At 49.1% G+C, this 17,230-nt stretch carries 19 protein-coding genes; 15 read left to right on the top strand and 4 right to left on the bottom strand.

What is annotated here, in order from left to right; all coding sequences use genetic code 11:
- The first annotated feature begins 39 nt into the window (after positions 1-39).
- Both LLF79_RS05380 and LLF79_RS05385 read left to right on the top strand, forming a co-directional pair.
- On the top strand, positions 40-300 hold the full coding sequence (locus LLF79_RS05380) for a DUF1799 domain-containing protein (protein WP_309240678.1): 261 nt from the start codon (positions 40-42) through the stop codon (positions 298-300).
- Positions 300-3,212, top strand: coding sequence for a phage tail tape measure protein (locus LLF79_RS05385; protein WP_227879201.1), 2,913 nt, complete (start codon positions 300-302; stop codon positions 3,210-3,212). The genes LLF79_RS05380 and LLF79_RS05385 overlap by 1 nt, the downstream gene beginning before the upstream one ends.
- A gap of 64 nt (positions 3,213-3,276) precedes the next feature.
- Here the strand turns inward: LLF79_RS05385 and LLF79_RS05390 are convergent, their stop codons facing one another.
- Positions 3,277-3,537: a hypothetical protein gene (locus tag LLF79_RS05390; protein ID WP_227879202.1), complete on the bottom strand. Its 261-nt coding sequence runs from the start codon at positions 3,535-3,537 to the stop codon at positions 3,277-3,279.
- A gap of 696 nt (positions 3,538-4,233) precedes the next feature.
- Here LLF79_RS05390 and LLF79_RS05395 point away from each other — a divergent pair.
- The 12 genes from LLF79_RS05395 to LLF79_RS05450 all read left to right on the top strand — a co-directional run bounded on the left by LLF79_RS05395 (position 4,234) and on the right by LLF79_RS05450 (position 15,330).
- On the top strand, positions 4,234-4,581 hold the full coding sequence (locus LLF79_RS05395; RefSeq protein ID WP_227879203.1) for a phage tail protein: 348 nt from the start codon (positions 4,234-4,236) through the stop codon (positions 4,579-4,581).
- A complete protein-coding gene (locus LLF79_RS05400; protein ID WP_104948407.1) occupies positions 4,578-5,333 on the top strand; it encodes a phage minor tail protein L in 756 nt (251 codons plus the stop codon). Before LLF79_RS05395 ends, LLF79_RS05400 begins: the two co-directional genes overlap by 4 nt.
- A 1-nt stretch (position 5,334) precedes the next feature.
- Positions 5,335-6,057 (top strand): C40 family peptidase, encoded by a 723-nt coding sequence (locus LLF79_RS05405; protein WP_227879204.1) that lies wholly within the window; start codon positions 5,335-5,337, stop codon positions 6,055-6,057.
- On the top strand, positions 6,057-6,647 hold the full coding sequence (locus LLF79_RS05410; RefSeq protein WP_046092069.1) for a tail assembly protein: 591 nt from the start codon (positions 6,057-6,059) through the stop codon (positions 6,645-6,647). The genes LLF79_RS05405 and LLF79_RS05410 overlap by 1 nt, the downstream gene beginning before the upstream one ends.
- Positions 6,648-6,682: 35 nt before the next feature.
- Complete coding sequence (locus LLF79_RS05415) at positions 6,683-7,417, top strand: YnfC family lipoprotein (protein ID WP_227879205.1); 735 nt, start codon at positions 6,683-6,685, stop codon at positions 7,415-7,417.
- Positions 7,418-7,470: 53 nt separating this feature from the next.
- A complete protein-coding gene (locus LLF79_RS05420; protein ID WP_227879206.1) occupies positions 7,471-10,659 on the top strand; it encodes a host specificity protein J in 3,189 nt (1,062 codons plus the stop codon).
- A gap of 42 nt (positions 10,660-10,701) precedes the next feature.
- Positions 10,702-11,016 (top strand): hypothetical protein, encoded by a 315-nt coding sequence (locus tag LLF79_RS05425; protein WP_046092071.1) that lies wholly within the window; start codon positions 10,702-10,704, stop codon positions 11,014-11,016.
- A complete protein-coding gene (locus tag LLF79_RS05430) occupies positions 11,017-11,688 on the top strand; it encodes a hypothetical protein (RefSeq protein ID WP_046092072.1) in 672 nt (223 codons plus the stop codon). It begins immediately after the preceding gene.
- A 107-nt stretch (positions 11,689-11,795) separates the two neighbouring features.
- Entirely contained in the window at positions 11,796-12,029 is a 234-nt protein-coding gene (locus LLF79_RS05435; protein ID WP_046092073.1) for a hypothetical protein, read from the top strand.
- A 61-nt stretch (positions 12,030-12,090) separates the two neighbouring features.
- Positions 12,091-13,488: a phage tail protein gene (locus LLF79_RS05440; RefSeq protein WP_227879207.1), complete on the top strand. Its 1,398-nt coding sequence runs from the start codon at positions 12,091-12,093 to the stop codon at positions 13,486-13,488.
- A 151-nt stretch (positions 13,489-13,639) separates the two neighbouring features.
- Entirely contained in the window at positions 13,640-14,059 is a 420-nt protein-coding gene (locus LLF79_RS05445) for a translesion error-prone DNA polymerase V autoproteolytic subunit (protein ID WP_020884462.1), read from the top strand.
- A 2-nt stretch (positions 14,060-14,061) separates the two neighbouring features.
- Positions 14,062-15,330 carry a Y-family DNA polymerase gene (locus LLF79_RS05450; RefSeq protein WP_227879208.1) on the top strand — a complete coding sequence of 423 codons (1,269 nt, stop codon included), beginning with the start codon at positions 14,062-14,064 and terminating at the stop codon, positions 15,328-15,330.
- A gap of 376 nt (positions 15,331-15,706) precedes the next feature.
- Here LLF79_RS05450 and LLF79_RS05455 read toward each other — a convergent pair whose 3' ends face one another.
- Positions 15,707-16,045 carry a hypothetical protein gene (locus tag LLF79_RS05455; RefSeq protein ID WP_126296580.1) on the bottom strand — a complete coding sequence of 113 codons (339 nt, stop codon included), beginning with the start codon at positions 16,043-16,045 and terminating at the stop codon, positions 15,707-15,709.
- A gap of 173 nt (positions 16,046-16,218) precedes the next feature.
- A complete protein-coding gene (locus tag LLF79_RS05460) occupies positions 16,219-16,446 on the bottom strand; it encodes a hypothetical protein (RefSeq protein WP_025910815.1) in 228 nt (75 codons plus the stop codon).
- A gap of 148 nt (positions 16,447-16,594) precedes the next feature.
- On the opposite strand from LLF79_RS05460, the gene LLF79_RS05465 reads away from it, so the two are divergent.
- Positions 16,595-16,759 carry a YnfU family zinc-binding protein gene (locus LLF79_RS05465; RefSeq protein WP_214581253.1) on the top strand — a complete coding sequence of 55 codons (165 nt, stop codon included), beginning with the start codon at positions 16,595-16,597 and terminating at the stop codon, positions 16,757-16,759.
- Between the two features lie 248 nt (positions 16,760-17,007).
- On the opposite strand, the gene LLF79_RS05470 is transcribed toward LLF79_RS05465, so the two are convergent.
- Positions 17,008-17,226, bottom strand: coding sequence for a cold shock domain-containing protein (locus LLF79_RS05470; RefSeq protein WP_045370991.1), 219 nt, complete (start codon positions 17,224-17,226; stop codon positions 17,008-17,010).
- Positions 17,227-17,230: the final 4 nt, after the last annotated feature.

The raw sequence follows: 17,230 nt of genomic DNA on the forward strand, positions 1-17,230 counted from the left end.
GCCTCTGCATTCTATACGCCTGAACCCACAGCGGCAGACCTGGCACCCTATGGGCTTACGCCGGATGACTACGACGATCAATTAATCGACGTCTGGCCAGATGTTTGGCCGTCATTCCTGGTGTTTCAGGCTGTCAGTACGCAGTGGCGCACGGGCATGGGAGGCGCATCAGGGCTTGATTACAACGTGCTGCCCTGGGTAATGCGTCTGCACAACGTCGACGACGAGGCAACCGCGCTTTCGGACATCCGGGTGATGGAAAGTGCTGCGCTAAAAATTATGCATAAAGAGAGGGCGTAATGAGTAACGATATCGCCACGATTTCCCTGCGTGTAAATACCAGTGAGCTGGAGCGCGGTAATCAGGCACTTGATCGCTTTCAGGAGACCGCGTCCGCCGCGGCAGGTAAAGCGGATGACCTTAACAGTACGTTCCGCACCGGTATCGATAACCAAAAGAAAAATAGCGAAAGCCTGAAGCAACAGCGCCAGGAGCTGCAGAACCTGCTGAATAAAATCAGCCCGGTAAACAAGGCGCTGGATGAACTGGACACTATCCAGGAGAGCCTGGCGAAATTTCGCGGTAAAGGGCTGGTGGGAGACGAGGATTTTTCTCGTTACAACAGCGTGCTTGAGACGACGCGTGCAAAACTGGCACAGGTAATGGAGTCTGAAACCGCAGAGGGGCGGGCTCGCATTGAGCAGGCTCAGGCAGCGCAGCGTGCAGCTGCAGCGGGCAAAACCTTTATCGATTCGCTGGAAGAGCAGGTCACAGCAATCGGAAAAACGCGCGTAGAATTGTTAGAGCTAAAAGCAGCCCAACTTGGCGTGTCCGATCGTGCTGCACCGATGATCGCCCGATTGAAAGAGCAGGAGGAAGCGTGGAAGTCAGGAGCGATCAGCGCGGGGCAATACCGCAACGCGATGCGTTATCTACCGATGCAAATGACCGATATCGTGACTTCATTGGCGTCCGGTATGCCGGTTTATATGGTAGCCATTCAGCAGGGCGGCCAGCTGCGCGATTCGTTTGGCGGTGTAGGCAATGCTCTCAAAGCAATGTTGTCGATGGTGACTCCTGCCCGAGTGGCCATTGGTGGCCTGGCCGGTGCCGTTCTGATTGCGGCCAAAGCGGGAGCGGACTATTTCACCGCCTACGACGAAATCAACAAGGCTATTATCAGAACTGGCAACATTGCCGGCACGTCAGCGCTCCAGATCATGGCTTCCTCCCAGTCTATTGCTGCCTCTACTGGCGCTACTGTAGGAACCGTTCAGAGTTTGATGACTGAGCTGGTTGGCATGGGATCGCTGACACAGCAGCAACTTGAAAAAGCAGCGGACTCCACGGCGCTGGCGGTTCAGACCGGTATAGTCTCAGCGCAGGACATCACCAAAGCCTACAAGGACATCGAAAAAGATCCTGTTAAAGCGCTGCAGAGTCTCAACGAACAATATAATTTCCTGACCGTTTCGCAGCTTAAGCACATTGATGAGCTGGTGAAGCAGAAGGACCAGACTGCTGCAGTTACACAGGCCATGGATTTGTTTGGCGACACAATGGCTGAGCGCGGAGAGCAGGCTTATGACTCGCTGACACCGTTTGGTCGCCTGTGGCTGGATATCAAAGGCTGGGCGTCTGAGGCCATGCAGAGTATCGGTCAGTGGGTAGCTGAGCTGGCATCAAACACTCTGAAGGAATTCAACGCAATTTATTACAGCGTAGCGATCGTTTTCCAGAAGCTGAACCAGATCATTTCATCCTCTATCGCTGCCGCGATTAACCTCGTTCCCGACTGGGCGAAAACAGATACTTTGCAGGGATGGCAGGACTACAACGAACAAATGGCCGGCGCTTATGGCGACAGCGTCTCTCAGCTGAAAAAAGACTGGGATGCCGCTGATATCAGTGCAGGTAAATACCTCGATACGACCAGAAAGATAAGTACCGCAACCACCCAGAAGGATCGGGAAGGAGTCGCTTCTTTTGGTAAAAAGACGCAAACCGGAAAGCAGGGCACTTTATCGGCTGGCGATCGCAGCACAGATGCTGCCCAGGCCGAGTTGCTGGCGCTTCAGTCTCAGTTACGCGCGCTGCAGCAGCATAAAGGGCTGAACGACACTATCAGCCAGCAGCGCAAAGATCTGTGGACGACTGAAGCGAAATTTCAGGTGCTGGAGGAGGCCTCCCGAGCTCGCTCTCTGACAAAGCAGGAGCAATCCCTGCTGGCGAGTAAAGACCAGGTGCTTCAGTTGGCACGGCAGAAAGCCCTGTTAGGTGATCAGATTACCGCACAGGAACAGCTGAACAAGCGAATGGATACCTTGCAGAAATACGTCACACAGATGGCAGAGAAGCAGGCTGCATTAGTGAACGGTGCCGGGATGAGTGACCGTCAGGCTCAACGTGAGCTGGCAAAGAGCCAGCTTTCCTCTGGCTGGTTCAACTCCGGCGGCACGCTTGACGACGAGGGCTATCAGAAGCAGCTTAAGGCGGCGAATGATTACTATGATGCAGAGGACAGGTTGCGTGGCGACTGGTTGACCGGCGTGAAAAAGGGTTGGGCTGAATTTGAGGACAGCGCGACTAATGTTTACTCGCAGGTGCAGACGATTACCAGCAATGCGTTCGCCGGGATGGCCAGCACGCTCACCGACTTTTTTACTACAGGTAAATCTAACTTCTCAGACTTCCTTTCTACTTTCCTCAAGGGCATCGCCCAGATGCTGACACAACTGGCTTTGGTTAATGGAATGAAGTCAGCGTTTGGTGGAACGGGTATCGGTGCGTTCTTTGGTTTCTCTGGTGGTGGTCTGGTGCCGGGATTCGATAGCGGCGGTTACACCGGTGATGGCGGTAAATACCAACCGAAAGGCGTAGTTCATGGTGGTGAGTTTGTATTTACGAAGGAAGCGACCAGTGCACTTGGTGTTGGCAATCTCTATGCGCTTATGCGTGGAGCTCAGGGGTATGCAAACGGCGGCTACGTCGGAAACGCACCGATGTTCGGGTTACAGGGAGGTAGTTCCGCTATAAATGTTAATGTCGGTGGTGTTGTGATTCAGGGACGTGAGCAACCAACGACAAGGTCGGCTCCAGCAAATAATGTGGATATCATCAAACAGCTCAAGCCGGCAATAGTTAACGTAATATCTGAGCAGGCGCAGCGGCCGGGGACGCCTTTATGGAATGCAATAAAAGGAACGCGATGAAGCTTAGTCAGTCCTTCGAAATACCGTTCCATGGCTCTAACGATTAGCACGACAAACAGCCTACTCAGGTGGGCTGTTTGTCGGTGATCAGTTGTAATAACTTACAATGCTCGTCAATTGCATCCCATATCATATCCTGCTGATCTCCATCCCACTCTCCAACCATCGCTAGTTCAGAGCGGAACTGTTTGAGCCTGATGTTAATGGCGGCTATTTCATTGCGGCCACATTTCTTAGCCATTTTAATCAGTGATGCTTCAGGTGTCTTTTCATAGGGAGACAGCCCGGCCCGCGCTTTAATATATAGTGTCGTCAGTCTGTTCATAGGACTTCAATCGCGAATATTGGGTTGCTCTAACCTAAATTTATAGTGGGGTATTTTTAACTGCCTGAGACAGGTATCTTTCCATAACCCGCATTTTGCTAGATATGTGAAGGGGTGACCGCTTCGACTTTTTTTGAGTTTCTTTATCAAATCACAAAAACGCACGGTTCGTCGACAACATTTCAAAAGATTAATATTAAACGAATCCCACTACTGTTCTTTGTGATAACTAACCCTTCAATCGTAGGTATTTAGCATTCTTTCTATGCGATAATAGTGTTAATGCAATAAATGGATGAAGGGCGATGGGATTTTCATATTGGTTTACCGTATGTGCTTGTTTTTTGATTGGTCCTATAACATTGGTTCAATCTTTCGGCTACCTGCGCAAGGGAATCTATACCAAAACATTCAAGGGAACGAGTCGAAAGGAGTACATTCACAAGGATGCCAGGCCCTTTGAATACTGGTTCAGCATTATCTTTGAGTTTGGAGCGAGCTTCTTGCTAATTGGCGTAGGATTCTGGCTCTTAAGGGATATCCCCGCTGTCAACGAATGGTATGCTGAAATCCGCGCGATGTTACCTTATTGATTTTATGGCCAGACAGCACTTCAATGTTACTCCAATTAAGACCAAATCATTTTTGATAAGCAATTGACCCGCTTCGGCGGGTTTTTTTATACCCGGAGGAAAGTTGGCGATCGAAACATTTACCTGGCGAACCCAGATTCAGGCGGGAATGGAAGGGGAGTTCACTTACGCAACACGCTCCGCATCCTTTGGAGACGGATTTGAGCAGATCGCCGGTGAAGGCATCAACCCTGAAAAACAGTCATGGCCGATGACCTTAACGGGAAAAAAGGCAGAGATGCTCGATGCGCTGAGTTTTTGCCGCAAGCACATCACAAAATCCTTTATCTGGACGACTCCTGTAGGCGAAACCGGTTTCTACCGGATTGAAGCTGATTCCATTAAAGCCCAGCCGCTATCCAGCAAAGTGATGACCATAAAAGCAACCTTCAAACAGGCATACGCACCATGATTACTGAAGATTATCAACGCCTCGAACCGGGTGAAAAAATACGTCTTCTTGAGGTAGACGGTTCTGCGTTTGGTCTGGACGACGTTCTGCGCTTTCACGCTTATAACCTCCCGCATACTGAAGAAGAGATTGCGGCTGCTGGTGGCGACGAATCAAAGTTAAAGGCGAAGAGTATCTGGTGGCAGGGCGAAGAGTATGGTGCCTGGCCATATAAGCTCGAGGGACTGGAAGCTTCAACCGATGGCAGCAGCGCCCAGCCGACGCTCACCGTTGCCAACATTGACAGCTCTATCACTGCGCTCTGTCTGGCCTATGACGATATGCTGCAGGCCAAAGTTACGATTCATGACACTTTTGCGCATTACCTGGATGAGCGCAATTTCCCTGATGGAAATCCAACAGCAGATCCCTTGCAGGTGAGAAAGCGGGTTTTCTATATCGACGGTAAAAATAGCGAGCTTCCCGGTGAAAGTATCGAGTTTGTTCTTACCAGCCCGATGGATCTTCAGGGGTTGATGATCCCGACCAGGCAGCTGCATTCCCTTTGCACATGGTGCATCCGGAATAGGTACCGCACCGGCGATGGGTGCGATTATGCCGGCACGCTTTACTTCGACAGAAACAACAATCCGGTAAGCGATCCCTCATTGGATGAATGCAACGGCACGCTCACCGCCTGCAAGCTTCGGTTTGGTGAACACAATGAACTTCCTTTCGGTGGTTTTCCGGGAACATCTTTGATCAGGAGCTAATATGCGTCAGAAAACAATTCAGGACATCCTGGCGCATGCAGCGAAAGACTATCCCCACGAATGCTGCGGCGTGATAGCGCAGAAAAGCCGGGTGGAACGCTATTTCCCATGCCGTAATCTGGCTGTCGAAGCAACGGAACAGTTTCACCTTTCGCCAGAGGACTACGCTGCTGCTGAAGACTGGGGGACGATAACGGGAATCGTACATAGTCACCCTGATGCGACAACCCAACCAAGCGAACTGGACAAGGCTCAATGCGATGCAACGTTGCTGCCCTGGCATATTGTCAGTTGGCCGGAAGGAGACTTTCGTACCATTACTCCCCGCGGCGAATTGCCTCTACTCGGGCGCCCGTTTGTGCTCGGACACTACGACTGTTGGGGGCTGGTGATGAGCTATTTCAGGCAGAAACACGGCGTTGACTTGAACGATTATCGGGTGGATTACCACTGGTGGGAAAAGGAGTATCCGGAAAATTTCTATCAGGATTGCTGGTACGAATGTGGTTTCCGCGAATTTAGTGGATCACCAATGCCGGGCGATTTGATCATCATGCAGGTGGAATCGAATAAGTGGAACCATTCAGGGATCTTGCTGGAGGGGAACATGCTTCTCCACCATCTTTATGGTCACCTCAGTCAACGTGTGCCATATGGAGGTTACTGGATGGAGAGAACCATGAAAATTGTCAGGCATAAAAGCCTAATCATGCAGGAGGGATAATGTGCGAATCCGTCCGTACTGTTCGCCTATATGGTGTTTTGGGTACTACGTTTGGCCGCGAATTCCAACTTTCGGTAGCTTCACCAAAAGAAGCCATCCGCGCATTGTGCGTTATCGTGCCAGGCTTCGAGCGGTTTTTGAATACCAGCAAGCAGCGTGGGCTTACTTACGCTGTATTCAGTGGAAAGCGTAACCTGAACGATGACGAACTCTCTATGGATCAGAGTAGTGCTGATATCCGTATTGCTCCGGTTATCCTCGGGAGTAAACGTGGTGGAGTATTCCAGACCATCTTAGGCGTGGCTTTGGTCGCAGTTGGTGCTGTGGCGTCATACTTTGGCGGTGGTGCTGTCGGCGTTCCTCTAATGCAATTTGGCGCTGCGATGGCCCTTGGCGGTGTCGTTCAAATGCTTTCTCCACAGACAACCGGACTTGCCAGCAAGCAATCGGCAGACAACAAGGCTAGTTATGCCTTTGGTGGAGTAACAAATACGACAGCTCAGGGCAATCCGGTACCGCTCTTGTACGGACGGCGCCGTATAGGTGGCGCGATCATCTCCGCCGGTATCTATGTTGAAGATCAGCAGTAAGCATGCTGTAATGGGCTTACTTAATATGGGGTAACTTGAGCTTAGATTCAAAAATGAAAAAAATATCTACTCTTTTCCTTTGTACTTCCTTATTTTCAGGCATGGCTTTAGCTGATAACCATTACATACCTCTCCTCTATAATTTATCTACTATTTTTGATTTCAATCCAGTTAAAGGAGCTGTCAAATCATTAGATACTAATCTTGAAGAAAATGGTAAGGTCACTTATAAAATCTCCATCAGACTAGCTAAGAATGGTTGTGTCGAAAGCTTAGATCTTGATAACGTTTCGTCTGGTCATGAAACAAATCTAAAAAATAGTAATGGAAGTCTTGTTGGCCAAAGAGATGGTAAGCCTTTCTCTATACAGCTCGATGAAAAATGTAATATTTTGACTCAAAATGAAAATGGTGACGAGTTGCGATATAGTCTTTACTCGAATGGCTTAATTAAAGACACCTATTATTTGGGTAAGAAAATATCTGAGCATTTTTATGATGATAATTCTAATTTGATACGTTCTGAGTTTTATGGTTCTGGTAAGGTCCTCTCTAAAAACGAAATATCTTATGTTGATAAAGACAGGAAGCCTCTTGATTATAAAATTATAAACACATCAGTTTACTCGGAAGGTTATACAGCAACGAATACTTGTCATTATAGCGAAAAGCTTGTTCCAGAAATATGTAAAGTAACAATGCAGAGCGCAGGGAATCCTGTGCCGAAGCCAGTACTAATGACAGCGAATACGAAAGTTGAATTCTACTAGATTAAACACATTTCAATAAGCCACCTCCGGGTGGCTTTTTTTATGGGCGCAATATGGCTATAGCAACCGCTATTAAAGGCCGCAAGGGCGGCAGTTCAAGCTCAAGAACTCCTACAGAACAGCCAGACGATCTGCAGTCAGTAGCCAAGGCAAAAATCCTTCTCGCGCTGGGAGAGGGTGAACTTGCTGGTGGCCTTACTGCGCGCGATATTTATCTCGATGGCACTGCACTTGAAAACGCAGATGGTTCGCAGAACTTCAGCGGTGTGGCGTGGGAGTTTCGTTCTGGAACTCAGGCGCAAAAATACATTCAAGGGATCCCGGGTACTGAAAACGAAATTAACGTGGGTACCGAAGTTTCCAGCACCACTGCATGGACGCGCACGTTCACCAATACGCAGCTTTCAGCTGTTCGCCTGCGTCTAAAATGGCCTTCTCTCTTCAAACAGGAGGACGATGGCGATCTGGTTGGCTATTCGGTCAACTACGCAATTGACCTGCAGACAGATGGTGGCACCTGGCTGACGGTGCTAAATACCAGCGTGACCGGGAAAACCACCTCTGGTTATGAACGCAGCCACCGTATTGATTTACCTCAGGCGGGCAGCACCTGGACCATCAGGCTGCGCAAGATTACAGCCGATGCCAATAGCGCGAAGATTGGCGACACGATGACGCTGCAAAGCTTTACGGAAGTAATCGACGCGAAACTGCGTTATCCGAATACCGCGCTTCTGTACATTGAATTTGACTCGAGCCAGTTCAATGGTTCAATTCCGCAAATTTCCTGCGAGCCCAGCGGGCGTGTTATTCGTGTGCCCGATAACTATGACCCCGAAACACGAACGTACAGCGGTACCTGGACGGGCGCTTTTAAGTGGGCATGGACGGATAACCCTGCGTGGATATTTTACGATCTGGTGGTCACTGACCGCTTCGGCCTTGGTAATCGGCTAACGGCAGCCAATATCGACAAATGGACGCTTTATCAGGTCGCTCAATATTGTGATCAACCGGTACCGGATGGTAAGGGTGGTAGCGGAACTGAACCTCGTTACACCTGCAACGTATACATTCAGGATCGAAATGACGCTTACACCGTCCTGCGTGACTTTGCCGCCATTTTTCGAGGCATGACCTACTGGGGAGACGACCAGATTGTTGCCCTTGCAGACATGCCCAGAGATGTTGATTTTACCTACACGCACGCTAACGTAGTCGACGGCAAATTTGTATATTCCAGCAGCACAACCAAAAGTCGCTACACAAACGCTCTTGTTTCCTGGTCTGATCCGGCAAATGGGTATGCTGATGCAATGGAGCCAGTCTTCGAACAGGAGTTGGTGGCGCGCTATGGTTTCAACCAGCTTGAGATCACCGCCATCGGTTGCACCCGGCAGTCTGAGGCTAACAGAAAAGGGCGCTGGGGGATCCTGACCAACAATAAAGACAGGGTTGTAACGTTTGACGTTGGCTTGGACGGCAATATTCCTCAGCCGGGCTACATAATTGCTGTTTCTGACCGAAATCTTTCAGGGAGAGATTTAGGCGGTCGATTATCCGCGGTTAATGGTCGTGTACTCAAACTTGACCGGGTACCAAGTGCTAAGGCCGGTGACAGGATAATGGTAAACCTGCCGTCGGGTATCACCCAATCCCGAACGATTCAGTCCCTGTCAGGTGAAATGGTCACCGTGACCACCGCTTTTAGCGAGCTTCCACAGGCCGAGGCTGTATGGGTTATTGAAAGTGATGAACTCTATGCGCAGCAGTACAGGGTGGTTAGTGTCACCGATAACAATGACGGGACATATACCATCACGGGGGCAAATCACGATCCGGATAAATATGCCCGTATCGATACAGGTGCCGTTATAGATCAGCGGCCGGTGAGTGTCATTCCTCCTGGTAACCAGTCGCCACCAGGCAACATCGCGATCAATTCGTTTTCCGTGGTGCAGCAGAATATCAGCGTCGAAACCATGCGCGTGAGCTGGGACCAGGCTCAAAATGCTATCGCCTATGAGGCGCAATGGCGCCGCAACGACGGGAACTGGGTTAACGTGCCGCGCAGCTCCACCACGTCATTCGACGTTCCGGGAATTTATGCCGGACGTTATCTTGTGCGCGTGCGGGCCATCAATGCTGCCGAAATATCTTCAGGATGGGGATATTCAGAAGAGAAGACGTTGACCGGCAAAGTTGGCAATCCACCTAAGCCAGTAGGATTCACAGCCACGGGCATTAACTGGGGGATTCGTCTTAACTGGGGTTTCCCGGCAAACACCGGCGATACGCTAAAAACGGAAATTCAGTACACAGCAAACAGTGACTTTTCAGATCCATTTTTGCTCTCAGACGTGCCTTATCCATCTGCGGAATACACCCAGCTCGGCCTTAAAGCAGGGCAGGAATTCTGGTACCGCGCACAGCTTGTCGACAGAACGGGTAACGAGTCCGGGTATACCGACTGGATCCGGGGGATGTCTAACGATAACGCCGATGATTATCTGGGTGATATCGCTAACGATTTTCTTACCTCTGCTGATGGGGAGCGCCTCACTGGTGACATAGATACAAACATTGAGGGAATACTACAAAACGCCCTGGCGAACCACGGAACAGTTGAGCACCAGTGGGCACAATACGGGGAAGTGCGCGCCGATATTCTGGTTGTTAAAACGACGATTGCTGAAGTTGATAAGGCAATGGCCGAACTTTCGACGCAGGTACAGGCGCAGATAGAGGACGTCACCGCTTCCCTGGAAGACAAGCTTACAGCCGTCGTAGATGCCTCCGGTGCTTCGGCAATCTACACCCTCAAAACAGGTGTGAGAATAAACGGGGTGATGTACAACGCCGGGATGTCTATTGCGGTGCTTGCAGAGGCGGGGAAGCCGGTAGTCACCCGAGTTGGTTTCAACGCTAACCAGTTTGTACTGATGAGCGGCAGCGGTGATACCCAGTACTCTCCATTCGCTGTCATCAATGGTCAAGTCTTTATGAGCTCCGCATTTATTCAGGATGGCACGATCACCAATGCCAAAATCGGCGACTTCATCCAGTCCAATAACTACGTTGCTGGGTCTGTCGGATGGAGGCTGGATAAATCAGGAACATTCGAGAACTACGGTTCGACAGTTGGAGAGGGGGCCATGAAACAGACAAACCAGACAATAAGTGTGCGTGACGCCAACAATGTGTTGAGGGTGCAGATCGGGAGAATCACGGGAACATGGTAAACATTGGGCCTCAGGTGGGGTCCTTTTTTAGGATGAACAGCTATGGCTCAGTACGGAGTTGAAACCTGGGACACCTCAGGCAGGGCGAACAACTATGGGATTAAGCCAGTCAGTGTAAGTGGATATCTTCAGCTGGCTCAGAACCAGAAAACAGGCTTTTACTCAGTCGTGCTTCCACCGGGGTGTAAGCTTACTTATTTTCAGATCATGAACGGTGATCAGTGGGGAACGAGCCGGAGGAAGATCACTATTTCAGGTGGCACCGCAACGGTATCGGCAGTAGGCGATACCGACTACTCCGAAGGGACTGAGCCTGCGGCTGCGGCGTATCTCATTTTCCAGATAGAGAGGGCATAAATGGCGCAGTATGGCGTTTTACTGACGACTACGGCCGGAGAAGTATGGGTCACCGCTAACAGTTCGCCTATTTCGTTGCAGGCACGGAAGACAGCAGAACTACAGGGGACATCGGGTTTCAATACCAAAGTGACGCACACATTTCCCTCAGGGCAGCCCGTTGCCGCCTTCGTTCATTGCACGGTTGAGGCGGAAATCACCCAGACGATAAGCGGGAACACTATCTCGGTTGATTTCCTCAGACCAAATGCAACCGGCACAGCGTACGTTTATTTTTTCTCTATTTTCCCACAGACAAAGCCTGACTACGGGCTGGCCGTCTGGGATGCGTCAGGGACGCTTATTTTGACAAACGAAACGCGCACACTCAGTGATGTGGTAACCCTCGGTACTGCCGGAGTAGATGCAAGTTCAGGTTATAACATCAATACCACGCTGGCGGGGAAATGGGCCTGTATGCCTGCCATGCTGGGTCTAATTACTGGAGTTATATCGGCCGGCGGCCAGCCGCAGCCCTACTCGGCGATTTACAAGAGCATGGCAAAACTTGAGGGAGGCAATACGCGAATATTCGCCAGACCACAAACAACGCCCAGCGGAAACCTTCAGAACGTCTCGTATTCAAATCTGAGAAACGTGATTATGGCCATCAACTGCGCCAACTACGATTGATCGTTTTCAGCGATCAATCTTATGAAATTGATCTACAGAATCAATTATATCCCTTTGATTCATCTTGTTATTGTTTAACCTCTTGAATACCCTGGGATATAACCACTATGAAATACATGATTCTTTGCCTGGCGGTGGCTGCATTGCTCTCTGGTTGCGCTGGCGTTCTTCAGAAGCAGCATCCCATATGTACCGGAACGGCCCTGATCGGCGGACAGGAGAACATCGTCCAGATTTACGGAGTGCGGAAGCAAAGTAATCAGACCCAGTACCGCGCCGGTTACCCATTTAACTGGTCATGGGTCAGCGCAAACACGTTCAGTAGTACCACCTGCCAATAGGCAGTCATATTTGAATAAACCTCGCTCCGGCGGGGTTTTTTTATGCCTGTAAGGAGCACAAATGTCTGCAGGAACTATCGCCCTGACAAACGGGTCCGCTATTGTTGGCGGTTCCGGAACCTCATTCGCAACCGAACTCGCCGCAGGTGATTTCATTGTTTCGACTGTGGGCGGTGTGCCGTACACGCTGCCGGTGAAAACGGTCGACAGTAATACCCAGCTGACGCTGGTCAGCAACTATACCGGGCCTACTCAATCCGGTGCGGCCTGGTCAGCGGTTCCCCGTGTGGCGCTGAACATGGTCACTGCCGCGCTGGTGGCGCAAAGTGCTGAAGCGCTGCGTGGACTAAATTACGAAAAACAGAACTGGCAGCAGGTTTACAGCACAGCCGGAAACATCACGGTGAAACTGCCAGACGGCACTACCTTCACCGGCCCATCATGGAAATATCTGTCTGACAATATGGCAACCAAGAGCGGCGGGGCCGTGCCTGTTAACCAGGGTGGTACCGGATCGACAACCGCATCAGGCGCTCGCACAAACCTCGGTTTAGGCACATTCGTTACCCAGGAAGATCAGAGCATCGTCTATGGCCCGTCGCAGGATCATGCGCTTGTCGTACGAAAAGACGAATGGGGCGTCGTTGTTTCGGATAATGGTAATCCGGTACCACTCGGAACCCGTTATGGCGGAACGGGGGCAACCACCGGAGATTACTGGGGAGCCTGTACTAACATTGGAGCCATAAGACAAAAGACAGCACGGTTTGCGCCTGGTGATACACCGACGAACATTTACTGGAAAAACAGTACCGGCTTCATTACTGGCCAGGTTGAAGGTGGAGCCGTAGGGGCATGGATTGATATTACCTCTGCCGATGAAGCCGCCCGAATGCAGCTAATAGGTTTTTATGGCGACAATAATGGTAAACGTGGGTTCGGTTATAAGGTTTATAACCCCAACTCTCAGTCCTGGTACAATCTCGCCGTAGTGCGTGATACAAGCAACACAACCGTAGATAGCAACGGGTTTATCAAAATCGCGTCACCAATTGTGAAGATTTACGGTGACGGACGATATGAAACTAACGATGAATCAGAAGGCGTTACGGTCACTCGTCTGGATGTAGGCCAATATCTCATTGATGGGTGTGAATCTCTCAATTCAGACGCTGCCTGGGGCGGTATCGACGGAGGGTTTGAGATTCCCACAGACCGGAATAAACAACCGCTGATTTGGCTGGATTATGAGGTTAATGCCGATGGTTCTGTGTTGGTCAAAACCTATCATCGTACACACTCTGATGCACCAGCATTCGCCAGGAACGAACAGGACGGCATAAACGATGGAGATCCTGTTGATATCCCTGCTGATCAGTTCGTCTGCGTTCGGGTAGAAATGCCGACTGATTGTTTATTCAACCAAAAAATTAAAGTTGCTGAGACAGCCCCGACTTAAGTTGAGAAATTTACAAACGGCATAATTCGAAGCGCGTGAGAAACTTAGAAACGAAACGGCGAAGCTTTAAGCAGCCGCTGCTGGGCCTGCATCTTGCGGACACTTACAAATAAAACTACTGTATATAAAAACAGTCTTTGAGGTGTGTACAATGGAATTCATCAGGCCAACAGAACTGCGAGAAATTATCGCTCTCCCGCTTTTCAGTGACTTAGTACAGTGTGGTTTTCCAAGCCCTGCTGCTGATTACGTTGAACAGCGTATCGATCTCAATGAGTTACTTGTCGCTCACCCAAGTTCCACATATTTCGTCAAAGCCGCGGGGGATTCTATGATCGAAGCCGGGATCAGCGACGGCGATCTGCTGGTAGTCGACAGCTCGCGCACTGCTGAGCATGGAGACATTGTTATCGCCGCTGTAGAAGGGGAGTTCACTGTTAAACGCCTGCAGCTGCGCCCAACCGTGCAACTCAATCCTATGAACAGCGCCTACAGTCCGATTGTTGTTGGTAGCGAAGACACGCTGGACGTTTTCGGCGTCGTGACTTTCATCGTTAAATCTGCGAGCTGAATATGTTTGCGCTCTGTGACGTGAATTCGTTCTACGCATCATGCGAGACGGTGTTTCGTCCCGATTTGAAAGGGCGGCCAGTGGTTGTTCTTTCGAACAATGACGGCTGCGTAATCGCGCGCAGCGCCGAGGCCAAAGCCGCCGGAATTACCATGGGAGAGCCTTTCTTTAAGCAAAAGGATCTATTCCGGCGCGCTGGGGTTGTTTGCTTCAGCAGTAACTACGAGCTGTACGCAGACATGTCGAACCGGGTAATGACAACGCTGGAGGAAATGAGTCCTCGCGTCGAAATTTACAGTATCGATGAAGCTTTTTGTGACCTGACGGGTGTTAGGAACTGCCGGGATCTGACTGACTTTGGCAAAGAGATCCGCGCTACGGTTCTGAAGCGTACGCACCTTACCGTTGGCGTTGGCATTGCCCAGACAAAAACACTCGCTAAACTCGCCAACCACGCCGCAAAGAAATGGCAGCGGCAGACGGGCGGGGTAGTGGACCTGTCCAATATCGACCGTCAGCGCAGATTGTTGGCTCTGGTACCAGTAGAAGACGTATGGGGCGTCGGAAGGCGTATCAGCAAGAAGCTTAACGCCATGGGCATCAAAACGGCTTTGGACCTCTCAGAACAAAGCACCTGGATTATCCGCAAGCACTTTAACGTGGTACTTGAGCGAACGGTCAGGGAGCTGCGCGGCGAGCCATGCCTCGAGCTGGAGGAGTTTGCACCAGCTAAGCAGGAAATCGTCTGCAGCCGGTCTTTTGGTGAACGCGTCACAGAATATGAGCAGATGCGTCAGGCCATCTGCAGCTATGCGGCCCGTGGTGCTGAAAAGCTTCGTGGTGAGCACCAGTATTGCCGGTTTATCTCTGCGTTCGTGAAAACCTCTCCCTTTGCGCTTAACGAGCCGTATTATGGTAACAGTGCGTCCATCAAGCTTCTTACCCCCACTCAGGATTCACGCGACATCATTAACGCCACGGTAAAGTGCCTAGACAAAATCTGGAAAGACGGACACCGTTACCAGAAAGCCGGCATTATGCTGGGTGACTTCTTTAGCCATGGTGTGGCCCAGCTCAACTTGTTCGACGAGAACGCGCCGCGCGCTGGTAGCGATAGGTTGATGAAAGTTCTGGATTATCTGAACGCGAAAGATGGAAAGGGAACACTTTATTTTGCCGGGCAGGGCATACAGCAGCAATGGCAGATGAAACGGGATATGTTATCTCCACGATATACTACGAGGTATTCAGACCTAATAAAAGTCAGATGATTCTTTAAACGGTATATTCATTCGAACCTAATTATCGGCTATGAGTATTAAGAGTAATATGTCTACTACTATGCTTTTGTAATGTAAATAAGCCCCTGCAATTATACAGGGGCTTATGGATATGATGCCGGGTGCCTCCCGGTGAGTCATTGAGCTAACCACTCGTGACTCGCTGCTTCAGAAATTCACGATGAGCCGCTTGATATACAAATCATCAGGTTAGTTAGCCCTGCCGCTGAGGAGGATTCATCATAAAGCCGAATGTAACAGCAATGCTTAGCAAATGATACAAAATTTACTGATGTGCCTCATGATTTTCTTTCGCAGTTTTCACGGTCACGGTATTTTCAGATGGTGAAGGTTAAAATATCGATGTTCATTTTTTTACTTTAAGTCTTGAAACAAAGGTTAAGGTTTTATCTTCTGGGCAAATCATTAGAAAAATTGCTGTGGGAGACTCTTCTAAACGTGTAATTCCATGCAGCATCTGGTAGAGTCTTTTTTTTAGTTTTTCTGCTCCATCTTTTTCAGACTCCCACTCTAAAACTGCCTGACCCTCTGAACCAATGAATGCATGGGATGGTAGTTTAACGCCTCGGTTTGACTTACTTGAATAGTTTCGGTCATGCAAGAGACCTAAGATAAGAGGGTTGATATTATTATCTGAGAATGGGGCTTCAATAACTATTAATACTGTGTAATGTAGGATTTTCATGGAAGCCTTATGGTTGCTTCAGCAATAAAGTCATATTGCCATGGCGTTGGATGTACAAGTCTTAATTATAAATGTTTGTGTGGGGGTAAAAAAAGGCCTGCGTTAAGCAGGCTATAATAATTAAACGTAGTTATAATAATGATTTCATGAATGTTGGCGTTGAATCCCAAGCGTCAAAGATACTTCTGCGCCGCATCTAATATTTCCTGAGAGGTAAGCTCTCGATCTGAAGCCACATAGACCACTTCATGGTCACCTGTTAAAGAAGGAAAACCTGCTGACATTATCTGAAGGTTTATCACTTCTCCATTAGGATATTCTTCGCGTATTGATGTCACACCTTTAAGCACAGTGATAACTTTACTTGGCTTACCATTAAAAAAAATGATTACTTTTTTCATATATCACCATGTATTTTGAAGGCTTTTAGCCCCTGCAGGTGTTCGAAAGGGGGCTGTTTGTTCATCTTTTTTGCCTCTTTCGAAATTAAAACAAGCATTATACTGACTTAACGTGTACTGTAACGGTCCATTTGAACTGGAGAAATCTATGTCAGCACATAAAAACACTCAATTCCGCCGAAATTATTTAGTAAAATGCCCTTGTCCAAACTGCTCAAAAGATTCCGAACATAGTTACAATCGTGTACAAAAGGGGGCTCAATTGGTGTGCCCATACTGCTGTGCTTTATTCAAATCTCCCCAGCGCTTCTAAAAAAATTAATAAAAAAATAAGAAGTGATGCTTTTAGAGGCTGCCTAACCTCTTACGCACTTTAATATTTTATAAGCAGTTAGCTTCTCCTTTGAGACTGTTCATGCAGCAGTCCTGCATTTCATCACATCGGTCAGCAAACTTGATGGTAAGTAAACATGCTGGCCTGTTGTAATGATGTGCGTAACCGAACAATCACCTTCCACTGATAAAGTCATGCTGGCTTAAGTTAAGTCAACCATCTAAAAATTATCTATCGCAAAGTGTTACATTGGCAGCGATTGGACCTTTAGTTCCAGCTATGATAGCGAATTTGACTTTTTGTCCTTCAAATAGAGTATTAAATGTTTCTCCCAGCAGGGAAGAAGTGTGAACAACAACATCTTTACTTCCATCGAGTGGGGAGATAAAACCAAACCCCTTATCTTCGTTAAACCACTTAACAAGACCTATGATTTTAGATGACATACAA

Origin of the sequence: Enterobacter cloacae complex sp. 2021EL-01169 (genome assembly GCF_020733125.1) — a bacterium.
Classification (GTDB): Bacteria; Pseudomonadota; Gammaproteobacteria; order Enterobacterales; family Enterobacteriaceae; genus Enterobacter; species Enterobacter roggenkampii.